Below are 12,142 nucleotides of genomic sequence, written 5' to 3'. Positions count from 1 at the left end.
AGGTCAATATTTCTTGTTTGGCAATGAGTATCATTATGTTACAACTTAGCCTCCTATCTAGTTACGCCCTGGTGCCCGATGCTCGTTCCTTTTTTAATCATGCTGCGCGAAGGCATTGAAGCGGCGTTGATCGTCGGCATCATCGCCAGCTACCTGCAACAGACCGGGCGCGGTCAATGGATGCCCGCTGTATGGATCGGTGTGTTTCTTGCGGCGGCGCTGGCGTTGCTGGTGGGCGGCGGGCTGGAACTGGTCAGTGCCGAATTCCCGCAGAAACAGCAGGAATTGTTCGAAGGCATCGTCGGACTGGTCGCGGTGGGCATTCTCAGTTCCATGGTGTTCTGGATGCGCAAGGTGGCGCGCTCGATCAAACATTCGCTGCATGCATCCCTCGACCACGCATTGGCCGGCTCGCGGCATCAAGTCTTCGCGCTGATCGCCATGGTGTTCTTCGCCGTGGCCCGCGAAGGGCTGGAAACGGTGTTCTTTCTGCTCGCCGTGTTCCAGCAGAGCGAGGGCCCGGGTGCACCTATCGGCGCCCTGCTCGGCCTGATCCTGGCGATCATCGTCGGTTTCCTGATCTACACCGGCAGCATGCGCCTGAACCTCGGTGCGTTCTTCCGCTGGACCGGCCTGTTCATCCTCGTGGTGGCGGCCGGCATTCTCGCCAACTCGGTGCAAGCCTTGCACGAAGCGGGCGTGTGGAATCACCTGCAGACCGTGCTGTTCGATTTCAGCGCCGCGCTGCCCATGGACAGCCCGCTGGGCTCAGTGCTTGCCGGTATGTTCGGTTATCAGGAAGCACCGACCGTCAGCACCCTCGGCGCCTATCTGATTTACCTGGTGGTGGCGCTGGTGATGTTCTTTCTGCCGTCGCCTTCGGCCAAGCCTGTCACCTCCACTTCTTCCGTCTCCAGCCAGTAAGGACCGTCCCTTGTCCAACCCAACCCCTCAACCGGCTCCGTCGTCCGGCGCGCTGCGCTGGGCCGTGGCCGGCTCGGTGGTCGTGATGATCGCCGCCGGTGGCCTGTTCTATTACGCCGCGCAGTTGGCTGCCAGCAAGCGCCAGGCCAACCAGAATGAGATCGCGGTGACCATCCACGGCCACGCTTGCGAGCCCAACGCCCTGACGGTGCCCGCCGGGCGTGCGAGTTTTCGCATCATCAACCGCTCCGACCGCGCGGTGGAATGGGAAATCCTCGATGGCGTCCTGGTCGTCGAAGAGCGGGAAAATATTGCCCCCGGCCTGAGCCAGGTGATCAATGCCAACCTGCAGCCCGGCGACTACGCGATCACCTGCGGCCTGCTGAGCAACCCCCGCGGCACCTTGCATGTCACGCCGACTGCGCAATCCGAGGCCCAGGCCAAGGCCAAGCCGTCGATGGTGGCGTTTATCGGGCCGCTGTCGGAGTTCCGCGTTTACCTGAGCGGCCAGGGCACTGCACTGGTGAAGGCGGTCAGCGCGTTGCAACACGCGATCGATGCCGGCGACCTCGCCCAGGCCCAGGCCCTGTATGTACCGGCCCGCGAAGCCTACCAACGGTTGGCGCCGGCATCGCAACGCCTGGCCGAGCTGGACAACGCGATCAACGCCCGCGCCGATTATTTTGAAAAGCGCGAACAGGACCCGGCCTTCAGCGGCTTCCATCGCCTGGAATACGGCCTGTTCCAACAGCGCAGCCTCAACGGCCTGGCGCCCGTCGCGCAACGGTTGGTCAACGACGTCAGCACGCTCAAGCAACAACTGCTGGCCCAATCCCTGCCGCCGGAGCAACTGGTGAGCATTGTGGTGCGCAACCTCAATAGCCTGGCCGATGTTCGTGCCGCCAGCGGTGAAGAAGAACGCTACAGCCACATCGACCTTAACGGTTTCGCCGCCAACCTGGAGGTTGCCCACAAGGTTGTCGCGCTGATGCGGCCGCTGTTGGCCAAGTCCGCCGCCGAGCTGCTCCCCAACGTCGACAGTGCCCTCGCCGCCTTTGATGCCGAACTCCAAGGCTTCAAGGTCGACAACGGCTACGCCACCTATGACAGCGTGAACGCCGATCAGCGCAAGCAGATCGCCGACAAGGCCAAGGCCCTGGCCGCCGCACTCGATGGAATCGACCCCGCCCTTGGCCTTTCCGGCCTGCAGTGAGACGAACGCATACATGAGTGATTCAGCACAATTTGACCTCCAACGCCGCCGTGTCCTGCTCGGCATGGCCGCCACCGGCGCCGCGATTGCCGGTAGCACCCTGACCTGCCCGGCCATGGCGGCGGCCGCCGAGCAAGTCACCACCGCGCCACGCAGTGACAAGACCCAGGACCACCACGCGTTCTTCGGCAAGCACCAGAGCGGCATCGTCACCCCACGTCCCGCCTGCGGCATGCTCGTGGCATTCGACGTGTTAGCCAGTGACCGTGAAGACCTGGAGCGCCTGTTCCGCACCTTGAACGAGCGCATCGCCTTCCTGATGACCGGCGGCACCGTGCCGCAAGTCGACCCGAAACTGCCGCCCACCGACTCCGGCATCCTCGGCCCGGTGGTGACACCGGATAACCTCACTATCACGGTCTCGGTCGGTGAGTCGTTGTTCGATGAACGCTTCGGCCTCGGCGCGGCCAAGCCCAAGCGCCTGACGCGCATGGTCGGCTTCCCTAACGATGCGCTGGAACCTTCACAGTGCCACGGCGACCTGAGCCTGCAGTTCAGCTCCAACACCCCGGACACCAACATCCACGCCCTGCGCGACATCGTAAAGAACCTGCCCGACCTGCTGCTGGTGCGCTGGAAACAGGAAGGCAGCGTACCGCCCCAGGCGCCGGCCAAACCCGGCGAGCCGGCGCAGAGTGCGCGTAACTTCCTGGGCTTTCGCGATGGTTCAGCCAACCCCAATTCCAACGACGCCAAGGCCATGGACCAGATCGTGTGGGTGCAGCCAGGCAGTGACGAACCGGCCTGGGCGGCCAACGGCAGCTACCAGGCGGTGCGCATCATCCGCAACTTCGTCGAGCGCTGGGACCGTACTCCACTGCAGGAACAGGAAAGCATCATCGGCCGCGTCAAACCCACCGGCGCGCCGATGGATGGCCACAAGGAATCCGAGGTCCCTGATTACAGCAAGGACCCGCAAGGCAAGCTGACCAAGCTCGATGCCCACATCCGCCTGGCCAACCCGCGCACTCCGCAGACCCAGGCCAACCTGATCCTGCGGCGGCCGTTCAACTACTCCAACGGCGTCAATAAAAACGGTCAGCTGGACATGGGCCTGTTGTTCATCTGTTACCAGGCTGACCTGGAGAAAGGCTTTATCAGCGTGCAAACCCGGCTCAACGGCGAGCCCCTGGAGGAATACCTCAAGCCGGTCGGCGGCGGCTATTTCTTCACCTTGCCGGGGGTCACGGGGCCCGACGATTTCATCGGGCGCACGCTGCTTGCGGCAACGCACCCTCAAACCACTGCCTCTACCTAAAACTCACTCAGAGCGGATACCGCCCCATGAAGAAGTCGACCCTCGCGTTGTCGTTGCTGATGACCCTTTCGCCACTGTCCGCCTTTGCCGCCACGGCGCCGCTGGACCTGGTCGGTCCGGTGTCGGACTACAAGATCTACGTCACCGAAGAGATCGGTGAATTGGTCACCCAAACCCAGGCCTTCACCGACGCCGTGAAAAAAGGCGACCTGCCCACCGCCCGGAAACTCTATGCGCCGACCCGCGTGCATTATGAATCCATCGAGCCGATCGCCGAGCTGTTCAGTGACCTCGACGCCTCCATCGACTCACGGGTCGACGATCACGAAAAAGGCGTGAAGGCCGAAGACTTCACCGGCTTTCACCGCATCGAATACAGCCTGTTCTCCGAAAACACCACCCAGGGCCTCGACGCCCTCACCGACAAGCTCAACAGCGACGTGCTCGACCTGAAAACCCGGGTCGACGGCCTGACCTTCCCACCGGAAAAAGTCGTCGGCGGCGCCGCAGCACTGCTCGAAGAAGTCGCCGCTACCAAGATTTCCGGCGAAGAAGACCGCTACAGCCATACCGACCTGTACGACTTCCAAGGCAACATCGACGGTGCGAAGAAAATCGTTGACCTGTTCCGTGGCCAGATCGAGAAACAAGACAAGGTATTCCTGGCCAAGGTCGACAAGAACTTTGCCACCGTGGACAAGATCCTGGCCAAGTACAAGACCCCGGACGGTGGTTTTCAGACCTACGACAAGGTCAAGGATAACGACCGCAAGGCCTTGGTGGGCCCGGTCAATACCTTGGCGGAAGACCTGTCGATGCTGCGCGGCAAGTTGGGCCTGAACTAAGCCCCCGCGCAAAAAAAACACCCAGGCCCCGTTCGGAGCCTGGGTGTTTTTTTGCCTGGTGGTTTTACAGAATCCGGTAGAGCAACCGCTCGATGCGCACCCGGCTGACCCGGCGCAGGAACTTGCCCACCGCCACCGGGTAATCCACCAGCGTCTGCAGCTGTTGATAGCCGGCGATGCGCGTGGTGTGTTGAAAAATATGCGCAAGCTCTTGCGCACGCGGCGCCAACCACTGGCCCTGGGGGTCGTCGATCAGCAAGGCGTTTTCCAGGTCGAGTCGGAACGCCCTGGGGTTGAGATTGTTGCCGGTCAGCAGGGTGTAGCGCTGGTCGATCCACAAGCCTTTAAGGTGGTAACTGTTGTCACCGTCGTGCCACAGGTGCAGGTTCAACTGGCCGCTGTCGATCATCGGCTGATGGCGCTTGGCAAAGCGACGCAGGCTGATTTCATACAGATACGGCAACGCCGCGATCACCTTGAAGGGTTCGCTGGGCGGAATGTAGAAGTCGTTGGCGGTCTTGTCGCCGACGATGATGTCGATCTTCACCCCGCGCGCCAGGGCCCGGTTGATCTCGCGCGTCACCGGCAGCGGCAGATTGAAGTACGGCGTGCAGATAGTCAGTTGCTGCTGGGCGCTGGCGATCAGCTCGAGGATCACCCGGCTGAGCGGGTTGTTTTTGCCGACACCGAGTAACGGGCTGACCTGCAAGTGCCCATTGGGCAACTGCCCGGCGCTGGTGTCATACGCCGCATGCTTGAGGCGGCTGCGCAGGTCGCCGATGTCATTGCGCAGGCTGCGGGTGGTGGGCGGGTTGGGCAGGTCGAGGCGATGCACCGCCTTGGACGCGACCAGGCCATGCTCCACCAGGTGCTGCATGGAGTCGGCCAGGGCCTGGCTGTGGATCAGGTGATAACGGTCGAAGCGGTACTTGTCGAATTTGTGCAGGTACACGTTGTTCAGGCTGGCGCCGCTGTAAAGCACCGTGTCGTCGATCACAAACCCCTTGAGGTGCAGCACGCCGAACAGCTCGCGGGTTTGCACCGGCACGCCGTACACCGGCACTTCACTGGCGTGACGCTGGGTCATAGCTTGGTACCAGGCGCTATTGCCCGGCTGCTTGCCGGCACCGATCAGGCCACGCTGGGCACGCAACCAGTCGACCATCACGACGATGTCCAACTCCGGCCGTGCGGCTTTGGCGGCGTGCAGTGCGTCGTAGATCTCCTGCCCCGCCTCATCCTGCTGCAAGTACAACGCAACGATGTAGATGCGCCGAGTGGCCTGGGGGATTTTCTCCAGCAGGCAACGCCGATAGGCATCGGCGCTGGGCAGCACCTCGATGGCATCGGTGGACAGCGGGAAACCGCGCAGTTTAGGCAACAGGGAGCGTTTGAAGAACGACGGCATAAGGCTCGCAATGGGTCGAATCCGAAGAGGCCCAAAGCTTACACCATGGGGGTGCTCAGGTCTCGTCGCCGCACAGGGAAAAATGCCCGTTGACCAAGAAGAACGATCGTTCTACTGTCTGAGGCATGAACGATATGACTCTTAATGAAACCCGCGACATTATTCTCGACGTCACCGAGAAGTTGATTTATCGCCACGGTATCGCCGCCACCGGCATGGACCTGCTGGTGAAAACCGCCGGCGTCTCGAGAAAAAGCATTTATCGCTACTTCAGCAACAAGGATGAACTGGTGATTGCCGCCCTGCAGCGCCGCGACGAACGCTGGATGCGCTGGCTGCGCACGCAAGTCGAGCGCCATGAAGACAGTGGCGAACGCCTGCTGGCACTGTTCAGCGCGCTGAAAAGCTGGTTCGGCTCGGCGGATTTTCGCGGCTGCGCCTTTATCAATACCAGTGGCGAAACCGGCAACGCGCAAGCCCCGGTACGCCTGCTGGCCAAGGCCCACAAACAGAAACTGTTCGAGTACGCGCTTGAACTGTGTCAAGCACATGGCACCCCCGACCCGAAGCGGCAGGCCGCGCAGCTGCTGATCCTGATCGATGGCGCCATTACCGTTGCCCTGGTGATGGGCGATTCAACGGCTGCCGATACTGCGCAAGCGATGGCGCGGACCCTATTGGGGCTTTGAACTACTGTCGATGCACTTTCATAACTTTTCAGGAGCCGTTGCATGTCCTCTAACCCAGAAGTCCGCCCACCACTGCCGCCCTTTACCCGCGAGTCGGCCATCGAAAAAGTGCGCCTGGCCGAAGACGGCTGGAACTCACGCGACCCGCAACGGGTGTCACTGGCGTACACGCTGGATACCCAGTGGCGCAACCGCGCCGAGTTTGCCCATAACCGCGAAGAGGCCAAGGGCTTCCTCACGCGCAAATGGGCCAAAGAGCTGGATTACCGACTGATCAAAGAGCTATGGGCCTTCACCGGCAACCGCATCGCCGTGCGCTATGCCTATGAATGGCACGATGACTCCGGTAACTGGTTTCGCTCGTACGGTAATGAAAACTGGGAGTTTGACGAAAACGGCCTGATGGCCAATCGTTTTGCCTGCATCAACGATCTGCCGATCAAGGAAAGTGAACGCAAGTTCCACTGGCCGCTGGGGCGGCGTCCGGATGATCATCCGGGGTTGTCCGAATTAAGTCTGTAGCCCGATCGTTCCCACGCTCTGCGTGGGAATGCCTCCCGGGACGCTCCGCGCCCTAATACACACAGGTGACGCGGAGCGTCAGGGGCTGCATTCCCACGCGGGAGCGTGGGAACGATCCGCGCGGCTGTTACTCAGTCCTGATTCAGCCCAACTCGATACAGCACCCCATCATCCTCATCCGTGAGCACATACAGATAGCCATCCGGCCCCTGCCGCACATCGCGAATCCGCGCGTTCAAATCACCCAGCAGACGCTCTTCATGGACGACCTTGTCGCCATCGAACTGCAGCCGGATCAGCTCTTTGCTGGCCAGCGCGCCGATAAACAGGTTGTGCTGCCAGGCCTTGAAACGGTCGGCGTCGTAGAACGCCATGCCACTGATCGCCGGTGATTTCTCCCACACGTGGTGCGGCGCCACTGTGCCTTCGGCGGTCTTGTCCTTGGCCTCGGGAATCGGGGTGAGAGAATAGTTGATGCCGTGCGTCGCCAACGGCCAGCCGTAGTTCTTGCCGCGTTCGATGATGTTGATTTCATCACCGCCCCGTGGCCCATGTTCGTTTTCCCAGATCGTTCCGCTCCAGGGGTTCAACGCCAGGCCCTGTGGGTTGCGTTGGCCGTAGGACCAGATCTCGGGGCGTACCCCAGGCTGGCCGACAAACGGGTTGTCGTCGGGTACGCGACCATCCGGATAAATGCGTACGACTTTACCTTGCAGCTTGTCCAGGTCCTGAGCGGTGGGCCGCACATTGTTTTCGCCCAAGGTCACGAACAGGTAGCCATCACGGTCAAACGCCAGGCGCGAGCCGAAGTGGTTGCCGGTGGACAGCTTGGGCTCCTGGCGCAGGATCACCGTGAAGTCCTTCAAGCCGCTCAAGTCATCGGCCAGGCGCCCTCGCCCCACGGCGGTCCCGGCCTTGCCATCCTGGCCGCCCCCTTCGGCGTACGACAGGTAGACCATGCGGTCTTGCTTGAAGTCGGGCGACAGCACCACATCAAGCAAACCGCCCTGCCCCTTGGCCCACACCTGGGGCACGCCGGTCAACGGCGCGGACAGCTTGCCGTCCGGGCTGACAAAGCGCAGCTGGCCGGGAAGCTCGGTCACCAGGAAACCTTGCCTGTCCGGCAGGAACGCCACCGCCCAGGGGCGATTCAGCCCCTTGGCGACGGGCGTCGCGGTAATGCTGCCTTGCTCACTGGGAAACTGTTGGGCATCGGCGGCTTGAACCGCAGCCATTGGCAGCAGCGTGGTTGCGCAAAGAGCGGCTAGCAGGGTTTTGCGTAGAAACATAAGACGGATCCTTACCGGCGATTGCCGTTGGCATCATAGGTGGGAGCTTTGGTTTCGGTGTTCGGGCGACTGGGCGCGGCGTCACGTTTGGGATAACTGTTGCCGATCCCGCCGTTTTCCACGGTAGGCCGAGGTTGGGTCGGCGCGGTCTGGATACCGCGAACGGCCGGGGTATTGGGCTGGGTGCCCTGCATGCTGTTGGGGTTGGCCCGGTGGATAGGGCTGTTGTTGGAGCCGTAACGACCCGGCAAGTTTTGCGCCTGGGCCAATGGCACCAGGGCCAGGCCCGAGGCCAGCACTGCAACCAGCGCTGCAAGATGACGCACATAACGGTTCATGACGATGCCTCTCTATGCCGAGGAGTACGTGCTTTCGATAACACGCTACCCCAGGGGTTCGTCTGGCGACATTAAATAGTTGCTCATCAGGTGTAACACGATCTGTCCGAGCATCCGCTCGCCGAAACTTTTGCCCAGGCCCACGAGTCACCAGAACACAGACTTATCTTTGTAGGAGATGCACTTATGCCCCGGGCAATCTGGAAAGGCGCCATCAGTTTCGGTTTGGTTCACATCCCGGTGTCGCTGGTATCGGCGACGTCTGCCCAAGGCGTCGATTTTGACTGGCTGGACAAACGCAGCATGGACCCGGTGGGCTACAAGCGCATCAACAAGGCCACGGGCAAGGAAATCACCAAGGAAAATATCGTCAAGGGCGTAGCTTACGAAAAAGGCCGCTACGTGGTGCTCAGCGAAGATGAGATCCGCTCAGCCCACCCCAAGTCGACCCAAACCATCGAAATCATCGCCTTTGTCGCCAGCGACCAGATCCCCCTGCAGAACATTGATACGCCCTACTTCCTGGCCCCGGATAAACGCGGCGGCAAGGTCTACGCGCTGCTGCGCGAAACCCTGAAAAAAACCGGCAAGGTCGCCCTGGCCAATGTGGTGTTGCATACCAAGCAGCACCTGGCCGCACTGATGCCACTGGAGTCGGCCCTGGTGCTGGTCATGCTGCGCTGGCCCGCCGAGGTGCGCAGCCTGGATGAGCTGGAGCTGGGCAGCGATGTGACCAAACCCACCCTGGCCAAGGGCGAGCTGGACATGGCCAAGCGCCTGGTGGAAGACATGAGCGCCGACTGGCAACCCGAGGAATACCGCGACAGCTTCCAGGAAAAAATCATGGCGCTGGTGGAGAAAAAGGCCAAGGCCGGCAAGATCGAAGACGTGGAATCGACCGAAGGCAGCGAAGAGCGCAAATCGGCCGATGTGATCGACCTGACGGAACTGCTCAAGCGCAGCCTTGCGGGCAAACCTGCGGCGAAAAAACCCGCTGCGAAGAAATCCAACAAAAAGGCCTCTTGAGCCTGCCATTGGCTGGAGAACGATATGGCAAAGCCCCTGAGCGAGTACAACCGTAAACGCGACTTCGGGATTACCGCCGAACCCGCCGGCGACTCACCGGCCGGCAAGCGCAAAGCCTCGGCCTTGAGCTTTGTGATCCAGAAGCATGACGCGCGTAACCTGCACTATGACTTTCGCCTGGAACTCGACGGCGTGCTGTTGAGCTGGGCGGTGCCCAAAGGCCCGAGCCTGGACCCGAGCCAGAAGCGCCTGGCGGTCCACGTTGAAGACCACCCACTGAGTTACGGTGGCTTCGAGGGCAGTATTCCCGCCGGCCAATACGGCGCCGGGGATGTCATCGTGTGGGATCGCGGCATCTGGCAACCCCATGACGACCCGCACAAGGCCTACGCGGCCGGCAAACTCAAATTCAGCCTGGTCGGCGAAAAACTCTCGGGGGACTGGACCTTGGTGCGCACCCGGCTCAAGGGCAGCGGCGACAAGCAACAATGGCTGCTGATCAAGGAAAAAGACCAGCAGGCACGGCCCATCGCCGAATACGATATCGTCCAGGCCGAACCCGCCAGCGTGCTAAGCGACGCGGTGGTCGGCAAGCCCAAGGCCAAGGCTCAGGCGAAAACCAAAGCGGCAGCCAAGGCTGCTCCCAAGGCGATCACGCGCAAGCAGGCCACCGCCGTGCCCGAGCAGTTCTCCCCGCAACTGGCCACCCTGGTCGATCGGGCACCGGAAGGTGACTGGCAGTACGAGATCAAGTTCGACGGTTACCGCATCCTCGCGCGCATCCAAGGAGGTGAAGTGCGCCTGTTCACCCGCAACGGGCACGACTGGACCGAGCGCCTGCCGCGTCAGGCCAAGGCTTTGCAAGCGCTCAAGCTCAAAGACAGCTGGCTGGACGGCGAGGTGGTCAGCCTCAACGGCGACGGCCTGCCGGATTTCCAGGCGTTGCAGAATGCCTTCGACATCGGCCGCAGCCTCGACATTGTCTATTACCTGTTCGACGCGCCCTTCCTGAATGGCCGCGATCAGCGCGAAGACCCGGTCGAAACGCGTCGCGCCGCGCTCAAATCCGCGCTGTCCGCCAGCAAGAGCAAGCTGCTGCGCTTCTCCGAGGCGTTTGCGGCCAACCACCACGACATTTTCGAAAGCGCCTGCGACCTGGCCCTGGAAGGCGTCATCGGCAAACGTGCCGGCAGCCCCTATGTGTCCAGGCGCAGTGACGACTGGATCAAGCTCAAATGCCGCTTGCGCCAGGAGTTCGTAATTATCGGTTATACCCGCCCCCAAGGCTCGCGCACCGGGTTTGGCGCGCTGCTGTTGGCGGTCAACGACGACGCCGGGCTGGTATACGCCGGGCGCGTGGGCACCGGCTTCGACCAGGCATCGCTGAAAGCCATCTACACCAAGCTTGCCGCGCTCGAACGCGACGACTCGCCACTGCAAAAGCCGTTGACCAGCGCCCAGGCGCGTGGCGTGCACTGGGTCGAGCCGAGCCTGGTCGGCGAGGTGCAATTTGCCGAATGGACCCGTGAAGGCGTGGTGCGCCAGGCCGCGTTTGTGGGCATGCGCACCGACAAGCCGGCCGCGCAGATCATTCACGAACTGCCGCGCGCGGCCAAGTCGGTCAAGGCGCCTGTGGCGAAAAAAACCGAGAAGCAGGTGAAAACCGTGAAGGACCTGAAAATCACCCACCCTGATCGCGTCATCGACAAGCAGAGCGGTACGCAAAAGCAGCAACTGGCACAGTTCTACGCCGACACCAGCGCGTGGATCCTGCCGTTCCTGCGCAACCGGCCCGTGTCGCTGCTCAGGGCGCCGGAGGGCGTCGAAGGCGAACAGTTCTTCCAGAAGCACATCGAACGCATGACGATCCCCCACATCAAGCAACTGGACCAGGCCCTGGACCCCGGCCATGCACGCCTGATGGAAATAGACACTGCAGACGCCCTGGTCGGCGCCGTGCAAATGGGCACGGTCGAGCTGCACACCTGGGGCGCCACCACGGACAAGATCGAAACCCCCGACCTGTTCGTACTCGACCTCGACCCGGACCCTGCCCTGCCCTGGAAGGCCATGCTGGAAGCTGCGCAACTGACCCTCTCGGTGCTGGATGAATTGGGCTTGCAGGCCTTCGTCAAAACCAGCGGTGGCAAAGGCTTGCACCTGATCGTACCGCTGGCCCGGCGAGATGACTGGGACAACGTGAAAGCCTTCGCCAAGGCGATCGCCCAATTCATGACCCAGCAACTGCCCGAGCGCTTCACGGCCACCAGCGGCCCGAAAAACCGCGTGGGCAAAATCTTCATCGATTATCTGCGCAACGCCCGGGGCGCCAGTACGGTTGCCGCTTACTCCGTGCGCGCACGACCCGGGCTGCCGGTTTCGGTACCGGTCAGCCGGGAAGAGTTGAATGGATTGCGCAGTTCCCAGCAATGGACGGTCGCCAACCTGCACGAACGCTTGCAGAGTTTGAAGGCCGACCCCTGGGCCGGCTATGCCAACCGACAGAAGATCAGCAAGAAGATGTGGGACAAGCTGGGCGCGAAGCCACCGAAGTGAGCCGCGCCATGAGT

The 12,142-nt window shown here is 61.8% G+C and carries 11 protein-coding genes; 8 read left to right on the top strand and 3 right to left on the bottom strand.

The window, feature by feature from the left end; all coding sequences use genetic code 11:
* Positions 1 to 78 precede the first annotated feature (78 nt).
* From efeU to efeO (C4J92_RS12880), 4 genes are read left to right on the top strand one after another with little or no spacing between them, the layout of a single operon-like run.
* Entirely contained in the window at positions 79 to 924 is an 846-nt protein-coding gene (efeU, locus tag C4J92_RS12895; protein WP_124404106.1) for an iron uptake transporter permease EfeU, read from the top strand.
* A 10-nt stretch (positions 925 to 934) separates the two neighbouring features.
* Positions 935 to 2,137 (top strand): iron uptake system protein EfeO, encoded by a 1,203-nt coding sequence (gene efeO / locus C4J92_RS12890; protein WP_124404105.1) that lies wholly within the window; start codon positions 935 to 937, stop codon positions 2,135 to 2,137.
* Between the two features lie 13 nt (positions 2,138 to 2,150).
* Positions 2,151 to 3,455, top strand: coding sequence for an iron uptake transporter deferrochelatase/peroxidase subunit (gene efeB, locus C4J92_RS12885; protein WP_124404104.1), 1,305 nt, complete (start codon positions 2,151 to 2,153; stop codon positions 3,453 to 3,455).
* Between the two features lie 26 nt (positions 3,456 to 3,481).
* Positions 3,482 to 4,300 carry an iron uptake system protein EfeO gene (gene efeO, locus C4J92_RS12880; RefSeq protein ID WP_124404103.1) on the top strand — a complete coding sequence of 273 codons (819 nt, stop codon included), beginning with the start codon at positions 3,482 to 3,484 and terminating at the stop codon, positions 4,298 to 4,300.
* A 64-nt stretch (positions 4,301 to 4,364) separates the two neighbouring features.
* Here efeO (C4J92_RS12880) and pssA read toward each other — a convergent pair whose 3' ends face one another.
* The gene (gene pssA / locus C4J92_RS12875; RefSeq protein WP_124404102.1) at positions 4,365 to 5,708 is read right to left on the bottom strand and encodes a CDP-diacylglycerol--serine O-phosphatidyltransferase; all 1,344 of its coding nucleotides are present in this window, start codon (positions 5,706 to 5,708) and stop codon (positions 4,365 to 4,367) included.
* A 125-nt stretch (positions 5,709 to 5,833) separates the two neighbouring features.
* On the opposite strand from pssA, the gene C4J92_RS12870 reads away from it, so the two are divergent.
* Both C4J92_RS12870 and C4J92_RS12865 read left to right on the top strand, forming a co-directional pair.
* Positions 5,834 to 6,397 (top strand): TetR/AcrR family transcriptional regulator, encoded by a 564-nt coding sequence (locus tag C4J92_RS12870; RefSeq protein WP_124404101.1) that lies wholly within the window; start codon positions 5,834 to 5,836, stop codon positions 6,395 to 6,397.
* Between the two features lie 42 nt (positions 6,398 to 6,439).
* A complete protein-coding gene (locus C4J92_RS12865; protein WP_124366944.1) occupies positions 6,440 to 6,919 on the top strand; it encodes a nuclear transport factor 2 family protein in 480 nt (159 codons plus the stop codon).
* A gap of 131 nt (positions 6,920 to 7,050) precedes the next feature.
* On the opposite strand, the gene C4J92_RS12855 is transcribed toward C4J92_RS12865, so the two are convergent.
* Both C4J92_RS12855 and C4J92_RS12850 read right to left on the bottom strand, forming a co-directional pair.
* The gene (locus C4J92_RS12855) at positions 7,051 to 8,208 is read right to left on the bottom strand and encodes a PQQ-dependent sugar dehydrogenase (RefSeq protein ID WP_124404100.1); all 1,158 of its coding nucleotides are present in this window, start codon (positions 8,206 to 8,208) and stop codon (positions 7,051 to 7,053) included.
* Between the two features lie 11 nt (positions 8,209 to 8,219).
* A complete protein-coding gene (locus C4J92_RS12850) occupies positions 8,220 to 8,546 on the bottom strand; it encodes a hypothetical protein (protein WP_124404099.1) in 327 nt (108 codons plus the stop codon).
* Between the two features lie 186 nt (positions 8,547 to 8,732).
* On the opposite strand from C4J92_RS12850, the gene C4J92_RS12845 reads away from it, so the two are divergent.
* Together C4J92_RS12845 and ligD are read left to right on the top strand one after the other, a co-directional pair.
* The gene (locus C4J92_RS12845; protein ID WP_124362743.1) at positions 8,733 to 9,572 is read left to right on the top strand and encodes a Ku protein; all 840 of its coding nucleotides are present in this window, start codon (positions 8,733 to 8,735) and stop codon (positions 9,570 to 9,572) included.
* 24 nt (positions 9,573 to 9,596) lie between these two features.
* Positions 9,597 to 12,128 carry a DNA ligase D gene (ligD, locus tag C4J92_RS12840; protein ID WP_124404098.1) on the top strand — a complete coding sequence of 844 codons (2,532 nt, stop codon included), beginning with the start codon at positions 9,597 to 9,599 and terminating at the stop codon, positions 12,126 to 12,128.
* The last annotated feature ends 14 nt before the right edge of the window (positions 12,129 to 12,142 follow it).

Origin of the sequence: Pseudomonas sp. R3-18-08, assembly GCF_003852065.1 — a bacterium.
Lineage (GTDB): Bacteria > Pseudomonadota > Gammaproteobacteria > Pseudomonadales > Pseudomonadaceae > Aquipseudomonas.
This window is presented reverse-complemented; position numbering and strand designations above follow the sequence as displayed.